The sequence below is a fragment of the Curtobacterium sp. MMLR14_010 genome, from assembly GCF_001865015.1.
Classification (GTDB): Bacteria; Actinomycetota; Actinomycetes; order Actinomycetales; family Microbacteriaceae; genus Curtobacterium.
The window spans coordinates 1-21,633 of the sequence record NZ_MJGV01000079.1; the positions used below are offsets into that span (position 1 = coordinate 1).

Sequence of the window (21,633 nt, forward strand, 5' to 3'; positions counted from 1 at the left end):
ACAGACAGACGGGAGGCTCCCCACCAGCTGGTGGGGAGCCTCCCGTACGCAGGTGGCCCGGCACGGGCCGTCAGCGGCCCTAGACCACGAGCAGGCGCGTGAACTGCGCCGAGGAGAGCTGCTTGGCAGCGCCGCCGGCGGCGGGGACGCGCCACAGACCGGCTGACGGGGCGCGGTCGACGTCGATGAACACGTCGCCAGCCGTGTCCATCACACCGACGTGCGATCCGCGGGACCCCGCGGTGACCCCGGTCACCGTGCGCGTCTGCGGCTTCCCGTCGCGGCCGATGACGAACTCCGACGCGAGCGATCGATCGATGTCGCAGGTCCCGTACAGCTCGTCGGCCTGGGTGCACCACTCGGCGGACCGCAGCAGTCGGAACGACGTCGAGTTCGTCGCGCCGTACTCGAACGCGTCACTGGTGGTCAGTCGCGTCAGGGCGCTCTCGCCCGCGCGGACCTCGACCCAGGGGTACTGCCCGTCGCGGCCGTCCTGGCTCAGGGTCAGGTAGAGGTTCCCGGCGTCGTCGGACTGCAGCCCACCGACGACCGGGTAGACACCGCCGTAGCTGAAGGCCCGGACCGTGAGCACGCCTGCAGCACTGCGCTGGGCGATGCGCGCTTCGAACGGGCTGTTGTTGTAGGCCGTCACGATGCCGCTCCGTGAGACGACCCACGCGTGCTTGCCGTACTTCACGGTGCCGAAGTCCGCGACGACCCGGGGGCCGGACCCGTCGATCGGGAGCATCGTCACCGAGCCGGACACCGAGTCGGCCCAGTACAGGTTGCCGGCGACGTCGGAGCGGAGGTCAGCGGTCAGGTGCAGCCCCGTCGCGACGGTGCGAGCGACGCCACCACCGACCGGGTGCAGCACGATCGACGTCAGGTCGGCCGACGGCACGAAGACGTCGCCACGGTCGTCCGCGGTGTAGCCCGCGGCGTTCGTCGCGACCGTGGTGCCGGTGCTCGTGCTCCCGGTACCGAACCGGACGACGCTGCCCTGCGCGTCGAGCGCGAACAGCGACTGTCGTGTGGGTGCCGCCTTCGCGGTGTACTGCACGCTGACGACCGGACCGGAGCGCTTCGCAGCGACCGCCCGCACGGTGAACGTGTACCTGGTGCCGGTGCGCAGGGAGTCGAAGTGGTCCCACCGGGCAGTGGCAGGCAGGCGGTCGACACCGCGGTCCGGCTGGCCCTTGATGGGCGTCACCATGACGGTGTAGCCGGTGACGCTGGGACCCGAGCGGGGCGCTCCCCAGGTGAGGTCGGCGTCACCCCCGGACCCCGTGACACGGACGGACGTCGGCGCACTCGGCGTCGACGACGTCGAGGCGGCCTGCGCCGGCAGCGCACCCCCGACGACGAGTGCAGCCGCGGCTGCGATGGTGAGCATGCTCTTGAACACGACGGTCCCCTCAACGTGCTGCGGCACCGGTGCCGCGGCTGGGATCATCAGAACAGGTTCCGTGCTGCGCCAGGGGGCGGCGGCGAGATCTGCGGTACGCGTACGGGAATCCGCACCGAGCGGGCGTCGGCTCGCGGTGGCTCGGCGCCGTCGGCTCAGTGCCCGAGCTCGACCAGCAGCACCCCCACGATGATCAGCCCGATGCCCGCGAGCATCGTCCGCGTCAGCGGGTCCTTGAAGAGCACCCGCCCGAGCACCGCCGTCAGCGCCACCCCCGTCGCCGCCCAGACCCCGTAGGCCACGCCGATCGGCAGGCCCGTGGTCAGCGCGACCGCGAGCAGCGAGAACGCCACCAGGTAGCCGGCCACCACCGCCACGTACCAGCGGCGCCTGCCATCGGTGGCGACCTTCAGGCTCATCGTCGCGAAGACCTCGGTGACGATGGCGATCGCGAGCAGCACCCAGCCCATCAGCGGGCCCCGTCCCGACGTGCGGCGAGCGCCCGCTGCGACCCGACCTCGACGAGCAGCACCCCCGCCGCGATGAACGCGATGCCGACCAGCATCACGGGGGTCAGCGCCTGCCCGAACAGCACGGCGGCGAGCACCGCGGTCAGGGCGACGCCCGAGGCGCCCCAGATCCCGTACGCGACCCCGATGGCCATGCCCCGGCGGAGCACCTGGATGAGCAGGAAGAACGACCCGACGTAGCCGACCACGACGAGCGCGTACCAGCCGGGTCGTTCGACGGCGGCCTGCAGGGACAGGGCTGCGGTGACCTCGGAGAGGATCGCGCCGGCGAGGAAGAGCCACTTCACGAGCGGACCCCCTCGGCATCGGCGTCGGACGCGGCGAGCGCCCCGACCGTCGTCGCCGCGAGCCGCAGCGTCGCTTCTGCCGCGGCGTCGTCCCGGTCGCTCAGCCACGCCGACATCGTCCCGTCGACGAGCGCGACCAGCAGGCGGGCCACCTGGTCGACGGGCGCCGACCACGACCGGCCGTGCCGGTCCGACCACTGCCGCAGGTTGCCGGTGACGGCCTGCGCGTACGCGTCCTGCTCCCAGCGCGCCAGGTCCCGCAGGTCGGGGTCGCGTCGCGCGAGGGCCGTGAGCTCGAAGAGCGCCAGGGCCTCGTCCGGCGCGGCCCGGACGCGGTCCAGGTAGGCCAGGAGCCCGGCCGCGATGCGTTCGGACGGGTCGTCGACCGGGACCGAGTCGTCGTCGAAGGTCACGGCCATCGACTGCCGGAGCTCCCGGTCGAGCACGGCCCGGAACAGCTCGCCCTTCGACCCGAAGCAGTACGCGAACGTGCCGTGGGGCAGTCCGGCGCGGGCCGTCACGGCCCGGGTGGTCACGGCGCGGACGCCCTCGTCGGTCATCACCGCCACGGCGGCGTCGACGAGCTGGGCCCGTCGTTCGTCCGCGCTGCGGTGGGTGCTGGTGGTCATGCGACGACCGTACCGGTCGAGTTGGCCAGATGGCCAACTCGACCGGCGCAGTCCCAGCCGACGGACAGGCGGACGGGAGGCTCGGTGCCAGCTGGTGGGGAGCCTCCCGTCCGCGTGTGGCCGGTCCAGGGCCGGCTGCTGGGCGGTGTCAGCAGCGCGTCAGCGCGGTGTGAGTGCCGCGGCCGATGATCGGGGCATCCGATCGAAGGAGCACACCGTGCAGAACACCCGAGTCCTCGTCTCCGGCGCGAGCATCGCCGGCCCCGCCCTGGCGCACTGGCTGCAGCGGTACGGGTTCGCCGTCACCGTCGTCGAGAAGGCCGGCAGCATCCGACCCGGCGGCCAGGCCGTCGACTTCAAGGGCCCGATCCACCGGCGCGTCCTGCGTGAGATGGGCATCCTCGACGAGGTGCGCGCGGCCGACGTCCGGGACGAGGACGGCATCATCGTCAACGCCGCCGGGCGGAAGGTCGGGACGGCCCCCGGGGCCTTCGGCGCGGGCGAGGTGAACATCCCCCGCGGCGACCTGGCCCGGATCCTGCACCGTCTGACTGAGGACACGGTCGAGTACGTCTTCGGGGACTCGATCACGAGCCTGACCGACACCGGGGACGGTGTCGACGTGACCTTCGAGCACGGAGCACCGCGGACGTTCGACCTCGTCGTCGGCGCGGACGGCATGCACTCCAACGTCCGTCGGCTGGCGTTCGGCCCCGAGTCCGAGCACGTCACGCACCTCGGCTACCACTACGTCCTCGCCGACCTCGACACCGGCCCCGACGACGTCGTCTACAGCGAACCCGGCATCACCGTCATGCTCGGCGGGACCAAGGCCCCGGCGTTCCTGGTCTTCGCCGGCCCGCCGCTGCCACCGGCGCGCGACGACGTGGCCCGGCAGAAGCAGCAGGTGACCGAGGCACTCCGCCGTGGGAAGTGGCGGATCCCCGAGCTGCTGGAGCAGCTGCCCGACGCCCGCGAGTTCTACATGGACTCGATCAGCCGTGCGACGGTCGACCGGTGGTCCCGCGGCCGCGTGGTGCTGCTCGGTGACTCCGCGTGGGGGAACGCCCTCGGTGGCTACGGCACCGGGCTCGCCGTCGTGGGCGCCTACGTCCTGGCTGGGGAGCTCGCACGAGCCGGTGGTGACCATGTCGCCGCGTTCGACGTGTTCGAGCGTCGGTACCGGGACTACGCCTCCATCTCGCACAAGGTGAACGCCGGCAAGCTCCTCGCGCCGAGGACGGCCGCCGGCATCCGTGTCCGCAACCTGCTGTTCAGCGCCCTGGCGGTCGTCGGTCCGCTCATGCGGGTCGTCGACCGGCCGGCGTCGAACCTCGTGCTCGAGGACTACGACGCCCTCCGCACCGACCGGGAGACCGATTCCCGCACTGGGTCACCGGCGGGCACGACCGGTGTCGGGGGCGCGGACTAGCGTCGCGGGCGTGACGACCGGCACCGGTCGACGCGACCCTGCCTCCGAGGAGTCACTCCGTGCCGTTGCAGCCCATCACCCGTCGCTCGATGCTCGTCGGGGCGTTCGGGTTGGCCGCCGCCGGGGCGCTCAGCGGGTGCGTCGCGAACAACGGCCCCGTGCCGAGCACCGCCGCGGCGGGGTCGAAGGCCGACATCGGCGAGGTCGAGGGCACGATCCGCTTCGCCTTCTGGGGCGGCAGCGACGGGGAGAACGCCGGGTTCGCCCACGCGAAGAAGGTGTTCGAGGCCCGGCACCCGAAGGCCACCGTCGAACTGCAGACGCTGCCGTACGACGGCTTCTTCTCCGGCATCGACCGGGGCATCCTGTCGCGCACGGCACCGGACGTCTTCCGCGTCGACTACACGAGCATCGGCAAGTACACGTCGCACGGGGTACTGCTCGACATCACGCCGTACCTCAGCGCCACCGAGTCCGCCGGGTTCCTGCCGGCACTCCGTGACGCCGTCCGGTACGAGGGCCGCACCTACGGCGTCCCGCACCAGACCGACACCTCGGCGATCGCGTTCAGCCGCGACGCCCTCGACGAAGCCGGCATCGGCGCCGTGCCCGACCGGCTCGAGGACGCCTGGACCTGGGAGGAGTTCACCGCGGTCTCGACGAAGCTCCGGAAGGCCCTGCCGGACGACAAGTACCCCTTCGCCTACGACTGGACCGCCGCCGGTGCCTACCGCTGGGCGAGCTTCCTGTACCAGGCGGGCGGCTCGCTCCTGACGCCGTCGCTGGAGCACTCGGCGGTCGACGGCGACCCCGCACGCAAGGCCATGGCGTTCACGCAGCGGTTCTTCGACGAGCGCTGGGTGCCGGCGAACAACACCATCAAGACCACCGTGTACTCGGACAACTTCTTCCTGAACCAGACCGTCGCGATGACGTTCATCGGCGACTTCCTGGTGCCGGAGCTCGCCGACGGCAAGAACGGCTACCAGGGCGGGAAGTGGGCCACCACGTACATGCCCCGCGACCAGGCCGCAGCGTCCGACCTCGGCGGGAACGCCGTCGTCGCCACCCGTGACACCGAGCACCCGGAGCTCGCGGCCGCGTTCCTCAAGTTCCTCGTGGAGGAAGACCAGATGCGCGACTTCTGCCAGCGGGCGAACGAGCTGCCGACGCTGAAGAGCCTGGCGGACACGCCCCTCGACTACGCCGTGCGCCCGGACGTGATGGACGTCTTCACGCAGCAGGCCACCACGATCACCGAGACCGCCGTCCGCGAGACCGTCGTGCCCGGGTTCGCCTCGGTCAACACGGCGTTGCAGGACCAGCTCGAGCTCGCCTTCCACGGTCGTGGCACCGAGGCAGCCGTGACGGCCATCGACGCCGCCGTCGAGCAGGCGGTGTCGGCATGACCGGCGCGGCCGAGCGCATCGGCGGCGCGACCGCGGGCGGGGCCGTCCGACGCGGTCCGCGGCGGTCGGTCGGCGGCTTCCGGGGGTCGAGCGGGGCAGCGGCCTCGGCGTTCCTCGTGCCGAACGTCGTCCTCATCGTGGTCTTCACGCTGCTGCCGCTCGTCTACGCCCTCGTCATCAGCTTCCAGGACCTCGACTCCCTCGGCGGCACGAGCTGGGCGGGCCTCGGCAACTACGCACGCCTGGTGACGGACCCGGTCTTCTGGCAGTCCGTCGCGAACACGGGCGTCTTCACGCTGTTCACGGTGCCGGTCGGCATGGCGATCGGGCTCGGCGTCGCGGTGCTGCTCAACGGCGTGCTGCCGGGGCGTGCCGTCTTCCGCACGGTCATCTTCCTGCCGCTGGTGGTCTCCGGCGTCGCGACCGGCGTCCTCGGCGCGTGGATGTTCGACCAGAACAACGGATTCGTCGACGAGTTCCTCCGCTCCCTCGGCCTGCCGCAGATCCAGTGGCAGTCGAGCGGCGGCTGGGCGATGACGGCCGTGATCCTGATGACGCTGTGGCAGCGCATCGGCTTCGACATGCTCATCTACCTCGCCGGGCTGCAGGGCGTCGACCCCGCTGTGCAAGAGGCGGCGACGACCGACGGCGCGAGCGGCTGGCAGCGCTTCCGGCTCATCACGTTCCCGCTGCTCGGGCCGTCGACGTTCTTCCTGCTCGTGATGAACCTCATCTACTCGTTCCAGGTGTTCGACACCGTCTGGGCGATGACCCGCGGCGGCCCCGGCTACGGCACCACCACGATCGTGTCGTACGCGTACCGGGTGGCCTTCGACGAGCACGGCCCGCAGCTGCTCGGGTACGGCGCTGCCGTCGGCATCGTGATCTACCTCGTGACCCTGCTCATCACGGGCCTCCAGTGGCGGTTCAACGCCGGACGGGACCAGACCGACTGATGACCTCCACCACCTGGGACACCGGCGCGTCCGACGCCGCACCCGCTGCCGCCGCGCGCACCGCCACCCGTTCGCCGAGGAAGCGCCGCGGACGCCTGCTCTGGCTGCGCCTCACCGTCGCCGTGATCGTGACCGTCGTGATGGCGTTCCCGCTGTACTGGATGCTGCTCACCGCGTTCTCGACCCGGGCAGATCTCTACGCGCCGGGGCTCCAGCTCTGGCCGGAGCACTTCACGATCCAGAACTTCGTCCGCCCGTTCCAGGAGTTCCCGGTCTGGCGCTGGTTCGGCAACTCGCTGCTGATCTCCGTCGTCGTCACGGTCATCACCGTCGTCTGCAACCTGCTCGCCGGGTACGCCTTCGCCAAGCTCCGCTTCCGCGGGCGCAACGCCCTGTTCCTGGTGCTGCTGTCGACGCTGATGATCCCGCCGCAGGCGATCATCGTGCCGCAGTTCTTCATCTCGATCGGCCTGCACCTGTACGGCGGGCTCTGGGCGGTCATCCTGCCCGAGGCCGCGGCGATCTTCGGGGTGTTCCTGGCCCGGCAGTTCTTCCTCGCGGTGCCCGACGAGCTCATCGAGGCCGCCCAGCTCGACGGCGCCGGCCGCTTCCGCACGTTCGTGTCGGTCGTGCTCCCGCTCTGCCGACCGCTGCTCGCCGTGCTGGTGCTCCTGACGTTCATGGGCGAGTGGAACGCGTTCGGCTGGCCCCTCGTCGCCCTGTCCGGCAACCAGGACCTGTTCACCGTGCCCATCGGGATCGTCGGCACGCTGCAGGGCCAGTACACGTCGGACTACGGCGCGATCATGGCCGTCAACCTGCTCATGATCCTGCCGATCGTCGCCCTGTTCCTGGCGTTCCAGCGGTACTTCGTCGAGGGGCTGTCGCGGAGCGGCCTGCGGTGAGCGCAGAAGAACCGACGGCCGGCCGCCCGACTCCTGCGGACGCCCGCCACTGGATCACCGCCGACTTCGCCATGCAGGTCACCGCGATCGAGGAGGTGACCGGCGGCACCGACGTGTCCGCCGTCGTCTGGCGCTTCGTCGACGACACCGGCGACGCCTGGGCCGCGAAGTGGACCACCCGCACCACCACGACCGGCACACGCCTGGTCGGGTCGATGGCCGACGCCGGGCTCGACCGTGCCCCGAGCGCTGTCCCGACCGCCGACGGTCGGCGCCGCAGTCGCCGTGGGGGTGGCCGACTCGCCGTCACCCGCTGGACGGACGGCGAGGACGCCGCAACCGTCGGCCTCGACCTGGCCGGCTGGCACGCCTACGGGGAGCTGCTCGCCGACGTGCACGCGCACGCCTTCCCGCTCCCGCCGCGTCGGCAGGGCGCCCGCCGGGGCATCCGCCGTCGGCGGCAGCGGTACCGCGCAGCGATCCGCACGCTGGACGCCCGGCCCGCACGGGACGCACGGGAAGCACGGGACGCACGCGACGACGTCCTCGCCCTCTGGCACGACGCCCGACCCCGGATCGCGCTCCTGCAGCAGGGCACGACGCTCGCCTCGGCAGCGCCCGGCGAGCGCGTCCCGTGCCACGGTGACCCGCACCTCGGCAACGTCCTGGTCGAACCGGACGGCGGGCTGCGGCTGGTCGACTGGGACGAGGCCGTCGTCGCCCCGCGCGAACTCGACCTGCACCTCGTCGAGTTCAGCGTCCTGTTCGCCCCGGCCTCACCCGACGAGCTCGCCGCGTTCCGTGCCGGCTACGGGCCCGTCGACCTCGACGAGCACCGGCTGGTCCGCTACGCCTGCGTCCGCGCGCTCGAGGACCTGACGTCGACGATGACGACCGCGCTCGACGGCTCCGACGAGGACCGCACCGAGGCCCTCCGGGTCTTCACCGGGATCCTCGCCCCGACCGGGTCGGCCTCCCTGGTCGAGGACCGGCTGTGCGCCGCGCTGGCGGCCGACCCGACGTGATCAGCACCACCGACAGACGGGAGGCTCCCCACCGGTCCGGTGGGGAGCCTCCCGTCTGTCGGCTGGTCGCCGTCAGGTCAGTCGTGGCCGTTGATCAGGCCGAGGTAGCGTCCGAAGCGGGGCGTCGGCTCGTCGTGGAGCGCGCGCGGCGTGGGCCAGCAGTCGAGCTCGTCGATGGTCGTGGTGGAACGGTCGAGGTCGTGGCTCATGGGGTGCTCCTTCTTCGGGGGTGAGGAGTACTACCGCGGAGCGGTGTCAGCCATTCCCGATGCCACGCTCGGAGTGCGTCCAGCGGACGTCCGAGTCCGCCCGTCAGTCCGGCCGTCGACGGAGCTCGCGTACCGGGACGGTCGCGGTGACCATGGGCGGACGGGAGGCGCGGTGCGGGCCCGCCACGAGCCTCCCGTCAGGCCGTCCCCGCGGACGCGGAGCCGGACCCGTCCGGCGTCTCGCTGCCGAGCAGCGGCCGCAACGCGGTCGCGACCACGTCGGCTCCGGTAGCGTCGTCGTCGACCGCGACCGGTCCGAACCACGCGTTGCTGGCGAGGACGACCGGGAAGGCACGGGACAGCAGCTCCCGGCCGGCCGGGGTCAGGGTCAGGCGCGACAGCCGGCCGCGCCCCGGCTCAGCCCGGCGCACCAGCAGCCCGCGGGCTCCGAGGGCGGCGACGAGGGCGGTCATGCTCTGCGGGCGGACGCCGACCGCACGGGAGAGCTCGGCCTGGCTGAGCTCCTCGGCCGTGGCGAGCTGGACCAGCACGCCGAACTCGACCGGCGTGAGCTCCATCGGCGACAGCTCGGTGGCCAGGCGGCGGGCGAGCTCGCGGCCGGCGCGGATGACGGTCCAGGCGGCGACCGCGTCGACGTCGTCGCGCGATGCTGCGAACTCCTGGGGCACGGCTCGATCGTAGCGGAGGAGGAGTTACTATCAGCTAACTGATACTGAAGGAGACGACATGGGCGACATCGTGGCAGTCACAGGAGCGACCGGGGACGTCGGCGGCAAGACGGTCGAGGCCCTCCGCGCCGCCGGGAAGACCGTGCGGGCGATCGCGCGGCGACCGGAGCAGGTCGAGGCCTTCCGGGCCCGGGGGATCGATGCCCGGCAGGCGGACCTCGGTGACCTGCCGGCCCTGACGGCGGCCTTCGAGGGCGTCGACCAGGTGTTCCTGGTCACGGCGGCGACCCAGCAGCAGCGGGAACACGGCGTGGTCGGCGTGCAGGCCGCACAGCGTGCCGGGGTGCGGGCGCTCGTGCACCTGTCGGGCGGGGACGCTGCGCTGGGGTCGACGATCCCGTGGGCGCGTGCGGTGGCGGAGATCGACGTGGACGTGCGGGCCAGCGGCCTCGAGTGGACGATCCTGCACCCGTCGGGGTTCATGACGAACCTGCTGCCGTCAGGGCCGACGATCCGCCGGGGGTTCTTCCCGCAGACGATGGGCCGCGGGGTGATCGGCTGGATCGACAGCCAGGACATCGCCCGGGTGGCGGCCCGGGTGCTGACGGACGGCGTGCACGTCGGCGCCGAGCCGGTGCTGACCGGGCCCGAGCTGCTCGACGGCCGTGGGGTCGCCCGGGCCCTGACCGAGGGGCTCGGTCGGCGGGTGCGGTACGTGCACCTGCCGAGCCGCGCATTCGAGGGCGTGCTGCGCGTGACCGGCATGCCCGCGTGGCAGGCGGCGGGGCTCCGTCAGCAGTTCGGCATCGTCGCCCGGCACGGGCTCGACGGCATCGCGGTGCACACGGACCAGGTCGAGCGCGTCACCGGGACGCCGGCGCGGTCGATGGCGGACTGGGCGCGGGCGTCGCGGGAGGTGTTGCTGGGGCGCTGACCGAGTTCAGCTCGTCGATGTACCGCTGGTCGAGTGGCACCTCGGGCAGCGTCCCGGCCTCGGCGGTGTGGTGGCCGATGACGGTCTCGCCGTCGGACTCGTACACGTCGACCGTCCCGGGCTGGTCGGCGCCCGCCGTCTCGGACCAGAGCACCCAGCCCAGGCGACCGTCGTCGGCTCGTCCCGGCACCAGGTCCGGGTGACCGTGCTGGTTCTCGATCCCGAAGGTCTGCCCCTTCGCGTTGACGCTCCACCGGGACGTGACCGAGCTGGCGTACTGCAGCACGGCGTGCCACCGGGTACCGGGGGACGAGGAGACCGGGAACGTGGTCGTGCCGGCGGCCGGCAGCTGGCCGTCCACGACGTGCAGACGGTGCTGCCCGTCGCCGCTGCAGGAGACACCGGCGCCCGTCGTGCCGTCGCCGGTGCTGACCTGCACCATCCCCGAGTCACTCAGGCAGGTGACGTCGACGATGACCGCTCCCGCCGTCTCCGGTGCCCGGCCGATGTCGACCAGGGCCGGACCGGTCCGGGTCACCGTGGTGGTGGAACCGAGTGCATCGGTCGCCGTCGATCCGGGCATCCCGGTCACCACGAGGGCGGCGGCGCTGGTGGCCAGGGCGACGGCCGCGACCCCGACGACGGACGCGGTGACCCGGGTCCGTCGCTGTGCGCGCTGCAGTCGGCTGCCGGGGGTGCCGATGGACGCGAGCTCGTCGCGGATCGTCGCGGCAGCGTCGGGGTGCATGTCGGTCGTGGTCAGGTGTCCGTCGTTGCTGGTCATGCGGTGCCTCCCGGTGCGGAGCGGAGTGTGGGGTCGAGGTCGTGCAGGTCGGCGCGCAGGCGTTTCCGAACCCGGTGCAGGCGGACCCGGGCAGCGGGTGGCTGCAGGCCGACGGCCGCAGCGGCCTGCCACACGGGCAGGTCCTCGAGCGTGGTGAGGACGAGCAGCGCGGCGTCGGTCGGGGACAGGCCGCGGAGGGACTCCTCGAGGCGCTGCCGGACCTCGGCGTCCGCGGGGTCGACCGGGTCGACGTGCTCCTCCTCGCGGGGCAGCCGGTCGAGCAGCTTCCGGTAGCGGGCGGCGGCACGACGGCTGTTGCGCCCGAGGTTCACCGCGGTCACGAGCAACCACGGCAGGACGGACCCGGCCACCAGCGGCACGGTCCTCCGCTTCCGCCAGAGCTCGTAGAACGCGGCCGCCGTGACGTCCTCGGCGTCGTGCACGTCCCCGAGCAGGCTCAGCGCGCGCCGATAGACCCGCGGGCGGTGCCGGTCGAAGAGCTCGGCGAAGGCCGTTCCGTCGTTCGACCGGGCCCGCGTCCACAGCGGCCCGTCGTCGTCCTGTTCGTCCTGCACACTCAAGAGTGTCCGGTCGGGGTGCGGGCGTTACACGCTGCCGCGGGCCGACCGGGAACCGGTCACGCGCTGCCGCGGAGTTCGGCGGGCGCGAGCTGCTGCCCGGACACCGCGCGGGCGACGTCGCTCAGGCGCTCCTGGTTCGTGCGGGCGTGCTGGCGGATCAGGCGGAACGCGGTGTCCAGGTCGACGTCGAGCGCGCGGCTGACGTAGCCCTTCGCCTGCTCGATCAGCACGCGGCTGTCGAGGGCGCGCTGCAGCTGGCTGGCCGCGGTGGTCGCGTTCTCGATCGTGCGCTGCTGCAACAGGCTGATCGTCGCGACGTCGGCGAGCGCCTGCGCGGCACGGGCGTCGGCACCGTTGAGCGCCCCCTCGGACTCGCGGAACAGGTTCAACGACCCCACGACGGTGTCACGGAGTCGCATCGGGATGGCGTGGACGCCGGCGTACCCGCGCTGCTGCGAGGCCTCGGCGAACCGGGGCCACCGCCGCCGCAGTTCGGTCACGTTCTCCGACGTCGCCAGTTCGCCCGTCGTCACGGCCGTGATGCACGGGCCCTCGCCGGCGTTGAGCTGGAGCAGGCCGAAGAAGCTGCTGCGCTCACTCGTCGAGGCCACCACCTCGAGCTCCTGCTGCGCGTTCGCCAGGTGGATCGCGCCGGCCGCCGCGTCGAAGAGCTCGACGGCCCGGTCGACCAGGGTCTGGAGCACCTCCACGACGTCGAAGTCGGCGACCAGGCTGTCCGTGAGCGTGACGAACGTGTCGACCAGTCGTGCTTCGCGGGTGTCCGGCATCCGGAGTGCTCCCTCTCCGTCGGTGTGCTGTGCAACAACCGTAGCGCCGCCCCGATCGAGGACTTGCGACGCGAGGTTCTCCGGCTCTAGCGTTGTGCTCAGCTGCCCCAGCCCCCGGTGGCCGGACGACAAGAACGATCTCCGTGATGCCCGGGAGCCTGATGGACCAGCTACGTCACACGCCGATCGCGCCTGCGCGGCGCGGGGCTGTCGGCGCAGCTGCGTCGTCGCAGTCTCCGCGGTGCGCCGGTCAGCACCGACGAGAGGAACCCCAGTGACCGCCGACGACACCATGACCCGCCCGTACCGCAAGACCGGGACGGCCGGGGGAGCCCGCACCGGGGGCACGTCGACCTACTCCGCGCTGCTGGCGCAGGTGAAGGACGCGGGGCTGCTCCGGCGGCGTCGCGGCTTCTACTGGGCGCTCTTCGGTGCCCTGGTCGTGGGCACGGTGGCGTGCTGGGTGGCGTTCGCCACGCTCGGCGCCTCGTGGCTGCAGCTGGTCGTCGCCGCGGTCCTCGGGGTGCTCTTCACACAGTTCGCGTTCCTGTCGCACGAGGCCGCGCACCGCCAGGTGTTCGAGTCCCGGAAGTGGAACGACCGCGCGGGCCGGTGGCTCGGGACATTCGTCGTGGGCCTGAGCTACTCGTGGTGGATGAACAAGCACACCCGCCACCACGGCAACCCGAACACCGTCGGCAAAGACCCGGACATCAGCCCGGACGGCGTGGTGTTCATCCCCGAGGACGCCGCCGCCACGAGAGGACCCATGCGGTTGCTCGTCCGGCACCAGGGCTGGCTCTTCTTCCCGCTCCTGACCCTCGAGGGCATCAACCTGCACCGGCACGCGGTGGTCTCGGTGCTCCGCGGGGCCGACGGCCGGAGCGACGTCCGCGGACGCGTCCTCGAAGGCGTGCTGCTCGTCCTCCGCTTCGGCATCTACCTGCCCGTCGTCTTCCTGACGCTGCCGTTCGGCATGGCCTGCGCGTTCCTCGGCGTCCAGCTCGCGGTCTTCGGCGTGATGATGGGCGCGTCCTTCGCGCCGAACCACAAGGGCATGCCGACGATCGCCCACGACGCCAAGGTGGACTTCCTCTCCCGACAGGTCCTGACGTCGCGCAACATCCGCGGTGGGTGGTGGGTGTCCTTCCTGATGGGCGGCCTCAACTACCAGGTCGAGCACCACCTGTTCCCGAGCATGCCGCGGCCGGCCCTCAAGCAGGCCAGGCTCCTCGTCCGCGCGCACTGCGAGCAGCTCGACGTGCCCTACACCGAGACCACGCTCCTGCGCTCGTACGGCATCGTCGTCGCGTACCTGAACCGCGTCGGTCTGGCAGCGCGCGACCCCTTCGCCTGCCCGATGATCACCGAGCTCCGGATCAACTGACGTACGTCGCGCCCGGTGCAGGCACCGCCTGTGGCACGCTCGATCCTGCAACCAGGGGGAAGGGGACGACATGGACGAGGCACTGCTCTTCGACCTGTGCAGCCGCGCACGGCTCATCGACATCCGGATGGGCGGGTCGGACGGGGCGTCGCGGGGACTGACGGACCTCATTTCCCGCGCCGCCGACCCGGCAGGCCGGTACTCCCACGAGCACCTGCTCCAGCTCATGCAGTCCACGCCCCGACCCGTCGGCTTCCGCTACGGCCTCCGACGGCTGGAAGCCCTCACCGCGTGCCGGACCGACCCGCCCGAGGACCTCTCGGGCGAAGAGCGCTCCGAGTACGCAGCGGCGCAGGACGCGCTCCTCGCAGCCGTCGGCCGGGACGGCGGTGAGCCGCCCCACGGCGTCGTCGCCGTCGCCAGGAACGTGCTGGAGCAGTTCGGCCTGCGCTGGTTCTGATCCCATCCCGGTACGGCACCGCCGTCCGAGCCGCTGATCGCGCAAGATGATCCCATGGCTGCGATCGACCTCCGCACGCGACTGCTCGGCCGACTGCTGAGCGCCGCCTCGGTGACCCGCCGGACGGAGGAGCAGATCCTCGCCGACCAGCGACGCGAGATCGGCCACAACCCCCTCGTCGACCTGCTGCTCGGCGGGCTCGCCACGGGCGTCGCCGTCCGGGACACGACCGCATCCGGGGCCGACGGCCCCATCGGCGTCCGGGTCTACCGCCCCACCACGTTCCGCGGCACGCCCCCGCTCGTCGTCCTCATCCACGGCGGGGGCTGGACGTCCGGCTCGCTCGACACCTACGACTGGTTCGCCAGCAGCATCGCCCGGGACGCCCAGGCCGTGGTCGCCTCCCTGGACTACCGCCTGTCTCCGGGTGCCCGCTGGCCCGCTGCCGCCGAGGACTCCTACGCCGCCACCGTCGACCTGGTCAGCCGCGGCCGGGAGCTCGGCGCGGACACCAGCCGCCTGGCCGTCGTCGGCGACAGCGCCGGCGGGAACCTCGCCGCCGTGGTCGCCCTCATGGCACGCGACCGCTCCGGCCCGCCGATCGCGTTCCAGGGCCTGGTCTACCCCGCGACCGACCTCACGATGGCGAGCCCGTCCATCGACGAGAACGCGCACGCCCCGATCCTGACGAAGGCGGACATGCTCGCCTTCCGCGGCCACTACCTGGACGGTCAGGACCCGACCGACCCGTACGCCTCGCCGCTCTTCGCCGACCTCGCCGGCCTGCCGCCGGCTCTGGTCCAGGTCGCCGAGCACGACCCGCTCCGGGACGACGGCCTCCGCTACGCCGCAGCCCTCCTGGAGGCCCGGGTCGCCGTGCGCACGACGACCTACGTCGGCATGCCCCACGGCTTCATGGCCTTCCCCCGGATCAGCAGGGCCGTCCCGCAGGCGCTCGGGGAGCTCACCGGGGAGCTGCGCTCCGCCCTGGCCCGGCCGTGATGGCCCGGGTCGGGCGAGCCCTGGCCGTCCGCCTGCACGCGATCACCTTCGCGGCGGCAGGGCTCTGCACGCTCCTCATCGCTGTCCTGCCCCGAGGCACGGGAGCGCTGTCCGCCGCAGCGATCCTCGCCGGCACCCTGACGCTCGCCGGGCTCGGCATCATCGCCACCGGCATGTCCGACGAGCGCCCCCTCCGTCAGGTCCCGCTCGCCATGCCGCTGCTGATGACCGCCGCCGGGTCCGCCGTCGCCAAGACGGTCCTGCTGCAGGCGGGTCGACCGCTCCCCGTGGTCCTGGCCGCCTCCGCCGTGGTCGGTCTCATCGGCGGGCTCGCCGTCGCGCTCGCGGTCGTCCTGCTGCTCGCGGCGCGGTCGCGGCACCGTCTGACGATCGCCACGCTCACCGGGCTCGGCCTGGTCGGCCTGCCGGCGCTCGTCTCGAACGCCCTGCTGCTCGTGCCCGGTGTCGACCAGCGCGTCGACGGCGTCGCCACTGAGGTCGGGATCGTCGTGACCGGTGCCGGGCTCCTGCTGATCGCCCTCGCGCTGGCCCGTCGGCCGATGGGCACCACGACGGTGGACGACGGAGCCAAACGGGCGTCCCGTCGCTGACCACAGTGCGCTTCCCGCCAGGCCCCTGGTGCGGATGCCCGCGCAGGCGTACTGTTCCCGCCAGGTGGCCCCAGACCCTGGCTGTCGGATCGGAAGCTCTCATGCAGCGTCCGCGCTCAGCATCTCGCGCGTCCCATCCGTCCACCCCACGAGCCGCGGGACCCGGGAGCAACGTCGCTCCCGCTGGTTCACCCGCGTGACAGAGCGCATCGTCGCGGGGACGGCGACGATGCGCTCGAAGCCGGTGGTGTCCTGAACCCGACAGCGCCCCACCGGCTTCCGTCAGTCCAGCGACGAGTCAGCCCTGCGCGGTCGGCCGGACGATGACCTCGCCCACGTCGACGCCGTCGGGCTGCTCGATCGCGAAGGCCACCGCCCGGGCGATGGCCTCCGGCGGCATCGCGGTGGCGTCCCGCTGCTGCACCAGCGCCGCCGCGACCTCGGCACTCGCCCCCAGCCCGACGCCCTCCGTGTTCGTGAAGCCGGGCGTGACCACCGTGACCCGGAGCGAGGCGCCGGCTTCCTGCCGCAGGGCCTCGGACAGCACCCGGACCGCGGTCTTGGTCGCCGCGTAGACGCCCTGTGCGGGCACGATCCGGTGGGCCGACGTCGACGCCGTGTTGACGAAGTGGCCGGAGCCCTGGGCGCGGAACACCGGCAGCGCCGCCGCGATCCCGTTCAGGACGCCCGTCAGGTTGACGTCGATCATCTGCTGCCAGTCGTCCACGCGGACCTCGTCGAACGGCGAGACCGCCATGCTCCCCGCGTTCGAGAACAGCACGTCGACGCGGCCGAACTGCTCCTGTGCGCTCGCCACCAGCCGCTGCAGGTCCTCGCGCTGCCGGACGTCGATCGGCACCGCGTGCGCCTGTCCGCCCTCGGCGCGGATCTCCTCGACGAGCGACGCCAGCCGGTCGGCGCGGCGTGCACCCAGCACGACGTTCGCACCGGCCGCCGCCAGGTGCCGAGCCGTCGCGGCGCCGATCCCGCTCGACGCCCCGGTGATGGCGATGGTCTTGCCGCTGATGCCGTCCATGGTGGTCTCCTGTCGCAGTAGAGTGGACACCCGTCCACTTCGCGAGAGGCTACCGGACACATGTCCACTTCGTCGACCCCCTCCGCTCGTGTGCTGCGTTCGGACGCCGAGCAGAACCGTGCGCGGATCGTCAGCATCGCCCGACAGGCCTTCGCCGACGACAGCGCCACGACCATGCAGGCGATCGCCCGCGCGGCCGGCGTCGGGCAGGGGACGCTCTACCGGCGCTTCCCCACGCGGGAGTCCCTGCTGGCCGAGGTCTACCGCGACGAGTTCGACGGACTCCTCGTGACGGCGCGTCGGCTCCTCGACGAGCACGAGCACGATCCCGTCGTCGCCCTCCGCCGCTGGTTCGACGTCCTCGCCTCCTTCGGCCGGATGAAGCACGCGCTCGCCGACGTCCTCGACGCCGTCACCCGCAGTGACCTGCACGACGAGCAGTACGACCGGATCCTCGCCGTTGTCGACGACCTGCTGCAGGCCGGCAAGGACGCCGGGCAGGTCCGCCCCGACATCGCGCCCGACGAGGTCTTCCCCCTGCTGAGCTTCCTGTGGCACCTCGAGCCGCAGAGCGATGCGCGCACGGCCCACCTGCTCGACCTCGTCGTCGATTCCCTCCGGAGGCGGTAACCGCCTCAGGGCGTCACGGCACCCCGCCCGCTCCACGTCGCGATCATCGACACCGCGGTGTCGAAGGGCGCGAGGCCCGGCCGGTTGAGGAACGCATGGCGCGTCCCCGGCAGCACGTGGTGCTCCACGTCGACCCCCGCGTCCCGGAGCTCCGTCGCGAACAGGTCTCCCGACGCCCGCATGGTGTCCTGCTCGGCGTTGACCAGGAGCGTCCGCGGGAACCCGCCGATCTCGTGCCCGCCCGGGAACGCCAGCCGGTCCGCCAACGCCCGCCGCGAACCGGCGTAGTTCCGGTTCGCCACGTCCAGCGCCCACCGGGCATGAGTCACCCGACGGTGTCGCCGAGACCGGTGGTGCGGGTCGGTGGGCCGCGGATGAGCCGCGTGGAAGAACCCGTAGGCGAACACCGCCCCCACCGGAGAGACCCCGTCCTCGACCGCGCTGAGGGTCGCTGCGGCCGCCAGACACGCTCCCGCGCTCGCCCCGCCGAGGACGACGCCCCCGGGTGCGACCGCACGGACCTCCCGGTACGCCGCGAGCACGTCGTCGAGGGGCAGCGGGAACCGCACCCGAGGCTGCCCGACACGCGCCCCCGCCCACCCGAGGCCCGGCACCGGAGCGAGCCGGTACCCCGCCGTCGCGACGGTCAGCCCCTGCTGCGCGAGTGCCTGCGCGACGGCATGCGCCTCCGGCAGGTCGGGGCTGCCCCGGAAGAACCCGCCGCCGTGCAACCAGAGCAGCGTCGGCGCCGTCAAGGTTGCTCCTGACGCCGGCCGGTACCAGCGCAGTGGGACCGCGAGGTCCGGGTCATGCGAGGTGCGCATGCGCTCAGCTCGGCAGAGCGGTTGCCACGTCGGCGGCGTGGTCCGGTTCGGACTCCGGCATCGGTGTCGGCCGGAGGAACCGCCAGGTCGCGATCGCTGCGGCCAGACCGGCTGCCACGGACATGCCCAGCGGGAACGACACGACGGCCGGCAGGGACGTCGGCCCGGAGAACCACAGCACCACGAGTGACGTCGTCACCACGGCGAGCAGTCCGGCGAGTGCCGCATGCGCGGCCGTGTGCGCGCCCCTGGACCGCACCCGTCGCAGTGCCCGGCCGAGCAGGTACGTGCACGGGAGCGCCACCGCAGCGCCGCCCAGTGCGAACACCGCGGTCGCGACCACGGTGACGATGACCAGCCAGAGCGCCTGGTCCAGGTCGCCGAGGCCCCCGCCACTCGTGACCGCGGCGACGAGGTAGAAGACCACTGCGCCGATCGGCGCCGTCACCCCCGCCAGCCACAGGTAGCTCCGCCCGACCAGCCGGCCCGTCTCGTTCATCCCCCAGGTGTCCACGCCGACCATCCTGCCGCACTGCGGCAGACGGCTGCCGGCCACGCGGCGGACGGGAGGCTCGTCACCAGCTGGTACCGAGCCTCCAGTCCGGCGGCTGCTCACCGCTAGGGTCCAGATGTGATCGTCTGGCTGAACGGAACGCACGGTGCAGGGAAGACCACGACCAGTCGGCTGCTCCAGCCGCTGCTGCCCGGGTCGCAGGTCCTCGACGCCGAGAAGGTCGGCGAGGTCCTCATGGACATCAAGCCGGGACTGCCGACGACGGACAACTTCCAGCACTGGGACCCCTGGCGGCCCCTCGTGGTCGAGACCGCCCGACGCGTGCACGACTACATCGGCGGCGGGCCGCTCATCATGCCGATGACCGTCCTGGTCGAGGCCTACTGGCGCGAGATCCAGGCCGGCCTGGCCGCGTACGACATCCCGGTCCGGCACCTCGTGCTGCACGTCGACGGCCCCACGCTCGTCGACCGCATCCAGAACGACCGGGACCTCGGGCCGTCGACGTTCCGGTTCGCGTACGTCGACGCCTACGCCGAGGCCGCAGCGGGCTGGCTGCACCGGGAGGCCGAGGTCATCGACACGACGTCGGTCCCCGCGGCGGAGGTCGCGCGGCAGATCGCGGACGCGGTCCGCGCCGACGACTGACACCCGGCTGGTCGCCGCGCGCCGATCGCCGCGGCCCAGCGAGGCGTCAGGACGCCGTCGTCCGGAGCGTGTCCCGCGGGTGCTCATCGAAGCGCTCGTGGTAGGCCGCCGAGAACCGCCCCATGTGGCTGAAGCCGGACCGGCGCGCGATCTCCGCCACGGCGCCGGGCTCCGGGCCGACGGACTGGAGCTCCGCGTGCGCGCGATCGAGTCGGGTCTCGCGGACGAACGCCATCGGGCTCCGCTGGAACTCCCGCTTGAAGGCCTCCTGGATCCCGCGGACGCTCAGCGACGCGGCGTCGGCGATGTCGTCCACCGTGATGGCCTCGTGCGCGTGGTTCAGCACGAAGTCCAGCGCGGCCCGGATCCGGTCGTCCTGCGCGGAGCGGCGGTCCAGGAGCCGCTCGCCACTCGACGGGTGCAGCACCAGGAGTGCGCGTGCGACCTCCCGGCGCGCTGTCGCCCAGGCCGTCGACTCGGCACCGTGGGTCCGGAACGCGTCGACGGCGAGCGCCAAGCTCCGCTGCCACTGCGCCCGGGCGGCGACCTCCGGCGTGGCCCGGCGGTCGAAAGCCGAGGTCCTGCCGACGACGTTCCGTTCCGCGGCGACCTCGAGGAGCAGGGCCTTGCTGAGGTGGATGAGCCGCTGGTCCCAGTCCTCGTACTCGAACTCGAACCGCCCGTCCCTCGGGAGCAACGACGGCGGCGCCCCTGGCTGCATGCGGGTGACGTCCTTGGCCGTCTGCACCCGTGCCCGGCCACGCTCGAGCCAGTGCACGACGACGTCGCTGCCGGTCGAGGCCGTGCCACGGAGATGTCCGTGCATCTGGAGCCGTCGAACACTCATCTGCTCGTCCCCGATGGCGACGTACCGGAACCAGAACGCGTCGTCCGTCGGTCGGCAGTTCCACCCGGCACCGTCATAGATCGGGGCCAACACCTGCAGGGCCGCGTCGGGTTGCCGACCGGAGACGGACATCAGGCGGATGTCGTGGTGGGCTTGATCAGACACGGAGGTCCGTTCGGTTGTGCAGCATGGCGTCAACCGAGGGCTCGGGGGTCGTGGCGCGACCATACGCCGAAGCACCGTGTTCCACCAGGGCCGGTTGGTCACCGGGCCGGGCCACAGGCCGGACTGGAGGCTCGGTGCCAGCTGGCACCGGGCCTCCCGTCCGGGAGTTGGTCGCCTCAGACGGCGGTGTAGCCGCCGTCCGCCACCAGGACCGAGCCCGTGATGAACGACGCGGCATCGCTGGCGAGGAAGACGACGCTCGGCGCGATCTCCTCCGGCAGGGCGAACCGCTGCTGCGGGGCGTCGTCGATCCAGTAGCGCTTGAAGTCCTCGCGGTCCACGGGCGCCATCTCCGTCTTGACGTAGCCGGGGGCGAGTGCGTTGACGCGGATGCCGTACTGCGCCCACTCGACGGCGAGGGACTTCGTCAGGTGGTGCACCGCGGCCTTGGACGCGTTGTACGCCGGCTGCCACTGCGGACGGTTCACGATGATGCCGGACATGCTGCCGATGTTGACGATCGAGCCCGAACCAGCCTCGCGCATGTGTGCACCGACCGCGATGGTGGCCTTCCAGAGCGCACGGACGTTGAGGGTGAAGACGGCATCCCACTCGTCGTCCGTCACCGCGAAGGCCTCGTTGTGGACGCAGGTGCCGGCGTTGTTGACGAGGACGTCGATCGTGCCGAAGGCGGCGAGCGCCTCCTCGGTCATCCGGGTGACCTGGGCGTCGTCGGTGATGTCCGCGGTGATCGTGACGAACTCGTGCCCGGCCGCAGCGGCCTCTGCTGCCACCCGCTCGTTGCGGTCGGCGGAGCGGCCCACGATGGCGACACGAGCGCCGGCCTCCGCGAGTCCGAACGCGAAGGCCTTGCCGAGGCCCTGGTTGCCGCCGGTGACGATCGCGGTCCTGCCGTGCAGGCTGAAGGGGGAGGTCATGTGGTGCC

General features: G+C 72.3%; 26 protein-coding genes. 12 read left to right on the forward strand and 14 right to left on the reverse strand.

Annotation, left to right across the window (positions count from 1 at the left end; translation table 11 throughout):
* Positions 1-79: 79 nt before the first annotated feature.
* The 4 genes from BIU98_RS15105 to BIU98_RS15120 all read right to left on the reverse strand — a co-directional run bounded on the left by BIU98_RS15105 (position 80) and on the right by BIU98_RS15120 (position 2,851).
* Positions 80-1,405 carry a fibronectin type III domain-containing protein gene (locus BIU98_RS15105; protein ID WP_175481384.1) on the reverse strand — a complete coding sequence of 442 codons (1,326 nt, stop codon included), beginning with the start codon at positions 1,403-1,405 and terminating at the stop codon, positions 80-82.
* A gap of 155 nt (positions 1,406-1,560) precedes the next feature.
* Positions 1,561-1,875, reverse strand: coding sequence for a multidrug efflux SMR transporter (locus tag BIU98_RS15110; RefSeq protein WP_071278402.1), 315 nt, complete (start codon positions 1,873-1,875; stop codon positions 1,561-1,563).
* Positions 1,875-2,222, reverse strand: a complete 348-nt coding sequence (locus BIU98_RS15115; RefSeq protein ID WP_071278404.1) for a multidrug efflux SMR transporter — start codon at positions 2,220-2,222, stop codon at positions 1,875-1,877. Before BIU98_RS15115 ends, BIU98_RS15110 begins: the two co-directional genes overlap by 1 nt.
* Complete coding sequence (locus tag BIU98_RS15120; protein ID WP_071278407.1) at positions 2,219-2,851, reverse strand: TetR/AcrR family transcriptional regulator; 633 nt, start codon at positions 2,849-2,851, stop codon at positions 2,219-2,221. The genes BIU98_RS15115 and BIU98_RS15120 overlap by 4 nt, the downstream gene beginning before the upstream one ends.
* 217 nt (positions 2,852-3,068) lie before the next feature.
* Here BIU98_RS15120 and BIU98_RS15125 point away from each other — a divergent pair, with 217 nt between their 5' ends.
* Genes BIU98_RS15125 through BIU98_RS15145 form a run of 5 tightly spaced genes read left to right on the forward strand, consistent with a single transcriptional unit; the run spans position 3,069 to position 8,578 of the window.
* Entirely contained in the window at positions 3,069-4,283 is a 1,215-nt protein-coding gene (locus BIU98_RS15125) for an FAD-dependent monooxygenase (protein WP_071278409.1), read from the forward strand.
* Positions 4,284-4,342: 59 nt separating this feature from the next.
* The gene (locus BIU98_RS15130; RefSeq protein WP_071278411.1) at positions 4,343-5,692 is read left to right on the forward strand and encodes a sugar ABC transporter substrate-binding protein; all 1,350 of its coding nucleotides are present in this window, start codon (positions 4,343-4,345) and stop codon (positions 5,690-5,692) included.
* Complete coding sequence (locus BIU98_RS15135) at positions 5,689-6,648, forward strand: carbohydrate ABC transporter permease (protein WP_083393305.1); 960 nt, start codon at positions 5,689-5,691, stop codon at positions 6,646-6,648. Before BIU98_RS15130 ends, BIU98_RS15135 begins: the two co-directional genes overlap by 4 nt.
* A complete protein-coding gene (locus tag BIU98_RS15140; protein ID WP_083393306.1) occupies positions 6,648-7,553 on the forward strand; it encodes a carbohydrate ABC transporter permease in 906 nt (301 codons plus the stop codon). Before BIU98_RS15135 ends, BIU98_RS15140 begins: the two co-directional genes overlap by 1 nt.
* Positions 7,550-8,578, forward strand: a complete 1,029-nt coding sequence (locus tag BIU98_RS15145) for an aminoglycoside phosphotransferase family protein (RefSeq protein WP_071278413.1) — start codon at positions 7,550-7,552, stop codon at positions 8,576-8,578. Before BIU98_RS15140 ends, BIU98_RS15145 begins: the two co-directional genes overlap by 4 nt.
* Positions 8,579-8,655: 77 nt before the next feature.
* Here the strand turns inward: BIU98_RS15145 and BIU98_RS20000 are convergent, their stop codons facing one another.
* Both BIU98_RS20000 and BIU98_RS15150 read right to left on the reverse strand, forming a co-directional pair.
* A complete protein-coding gene (locus BIU98_RS20000; protein WP_302847980.1) occupies positions 8,656-8,787 on the reverse strand; it encodes a hypothetical protein in 132 nt (43 codons plus the stop codon).
* A 197-nt stretch (positions 8,788-8,984) separates the two neighbouring features.
* Positions 8,985-9,476 (reverse strand): MarR family winged helix-turn-helix transcriptional regulator, encoded by a 492-nt coding sequence (locus BIU98_RS15150; RefSeq protein ID WP_071278415.1) that lies wholly within the window; start codon positions 9,474-9,476, stop codon positions 8,985-8,987.
* Positions 9,477-9,534: 58 nt separating this feature from the next.
* On the opposite strand from BIU98_RS15150, the gene BIU98_RS15155 reads away from it, so the two are divergent.
* Positions 9,535-10,410, forward strand: a complete 876-nt coding sequence (locus BIU98_RS15155; protein WP_083393307.1) for an NAD(P)H-binding protein — start codon at positions 9,535-9,537, stop codon at positions 10,408-10,410.
* Here the strand turns inward: BIU98_RS15155 and BIU98_RS15160 are convergent.
* From BIU98_RS15160 to BIU98_RS15170, 3 genes are all read right to left on the reverse strand, one after another.
* A complete protein-coding gene (locus BIU98_RS15160) occupies positions 10,340-11,194 on the reverse strand; it encodes a hypothetical protein (protein ID WP_071278417.1) in 855 nt (284 codons plus the stop codon). The genes BIU98_RS15155 and BIU98_RS15160 overlap by 71 nt on opposite strands.
* On the reverse strand, positions 11,191-11,769 hold the full coding sequence (locus tag BIU98_RS15165; RefSeq protein ID WP_071278419.1) for an RNA polymerase sigma factor: 579 nt from the start codon (positions 11,767-11,769) through the stop codon (positions 11,191-11,193). The genes BIU98_RS15160 and BIU98_RS15165 overlap by 4 nt, the downstream gene beginning before the upstream one ends.
* Positions 11,770-11,831: 62 nt before the next feature.
* Positions 11,832-12,563: a GAF and ANTAR domain-containing protein gene (locus BIU98_RS15170; RefSeq protein WP_071278421.1), complete on the reverse strand. Its 732-nt coding sequence runs from the start codon at positions 12,561-12,563 to the stop codon at positions 11,832-11,834.
* Between the two features lie 292 nt (positions 12,564-12,855).
* On the opposite strand from BIU98_RS15170, the gene BIU98_RS15175 reads away from it, so the two are divergent.
* The 4 genes from BIU98_RS15175 to BIU98_RS15190 all read left to right on the forward strand — a co-directional run bounded on the left by BIU98_RS15175 (position 12,856) and on the right by BIU98_RS15190 (position 16,023).
* Entirely contained in the window at positions 12,856-13,950 is a 1,095-nt protein-coding gene (locus tag BIU98_RS15175; RefSeq protein WP_139200804.1) for an acyl-CoA desaturase, read from the forward strand.
* 70 nt (positions 13,951-14,020) lie between these two features.
* Complete coding sequence (locus tag BIU98_RS15180) at positions 14,021-14,410, forward strand: hypothetical protein (protein WP_071278425.1); 390 nt, start codon at positions 14,021-14,023, stop codon at positions 14,408-14,410.
* A gap of 54 nt (positions 14,411-14,464) precedes the next feature.
* On the forward strand, positions 14,465-15,412 hold the full coding sequence (locus BIU98_RS15185; RefSeq protein WP_071278427.1) for an alpha/beta hydrolase: 948 nt from the start codon (positions 14,465-14,467) through the stop codon (positions 15,410-15,412).
* Positions 15,412-16,023 carry a hypothetical protein gene (locus BIU98_RS15190; protein ID WP_071278429.1) on the forward strand — a complete coding sequence of 204 codons (612 nt, stop codon included), beginning with the start codon at positions 15,412-15,414 and terminating at the stop codon, positions 16,021-16,023. Before BIU98_RS15185 ends, BIU98_RS15190 begins: the two co-directional genes overlap by 1 nt.
* Positions 16,024-16,321: 298 nt before the next feature.
* On the opposite strand, the gene BIU98_RS15195 is transcribed toward BIU98_RS15190, so the two are convergent.
* The gene (locus tag BIU98_RS15195) at positions 16,322-17,059 is read right to left on the reverse strand and encodes an SDR family oxidoreductase (protein ID WP_071278431.1); all 738 of its coding nucleotides are present in this window, start codon (positions 17,057-17,059) and stop codon (positions 16,322-16,324) included.
* A 60-nt stretch (positions 17,060-17,119) separates the two neighbouring features.
* Between BIU98_RS15195 and BIU98_RS15200 the strand changes: the two genes are divergently transcribed.
* On the forward strand, positions 17,120-17,689 hold the full coding sequence (locus BIU98_RS15200; protein ID WP_071278434.1) for a TetR/AcrR family transcriptional regulator: 570 nt from the start codon (positions 17,120-17,122) through the stop codon (positions 17,687-17,689).
* A gap of 5 nt (positions 17,690-17,694) precedes the next feature.
* On the opposite strand, the gene BIU98_RS15205 is transcribed toward BIU98_RS15200, so the two are convergent.
* On the reverse strand, positions 17,695-18,444 hold the full coding sequence (locus BIU98_RS15205) for an alpha/beta hydrolase (RefSeq protein WP_175481385.1): 750 nt from the start codon (positions 18,442-18,444) through the stop codon (positions 17,695-17,697).
* 73 nt (positions 18,445-18,517) lie between these two features.
* The gene (locus BIU98_RS15210; protein ID WP_139200776.1) at positions 18,518-19,027 is read right to left on the reverse strand and encodes a hypothetical protein; all 510 of its coding nucleotides are present in this window, start codon (positions 19,025-19,027) and stop codon (positions 18,518-18,520) included.
* 117 nt (positions 19,028-19,144) lie between these two features.
* Here BIU98_RS15210 and BIU98_RS15215 point away from each other — a divergent pair, with 117 nt between their 5' ends.
* Positions 19,145-19,675 (forward strand): ATP-binding protein, encoded by a 531-nt coding sequence (locus BIU98_RS15215; protein WP_071278440.1) that lies wholly within the window; start codon positions 19,145-19,147, stop codon positions 19,673-19,675.
* 46 nt (positions 19,676-19,721) lie between these two features.
* Here BIU98_RS15215 and BIU98_RS15220 read toward each other — a convergent pair whose 3' ends face one another.
* Positions 19,722-20,687, reverse strand: coding sequence for a helix-turn-helix domain-containing protein (locus BIU98_RS15220; RefSeq protein ID WP_175481386.1), 966 nt, complete (start codon positions 20,685-20,687; stop codon positions 19,722-19,724).
* 176 nt (positions 20,688-20,863) lie between these two features.
* On the reverse strand, positions 20,864-21,625 hold the full coding sequence (locus BIU98_RS15225) for an SDR family NAD(P)-dependent oxidoreductase (RefSeq protein WP_071278444.1): 762 nt from the start codon (positions 21,623-21,625) through the stop codon (positions 20,864-20,866).
* Positions 21,626-21,633 lie beyond the last annotated feature (8 nt).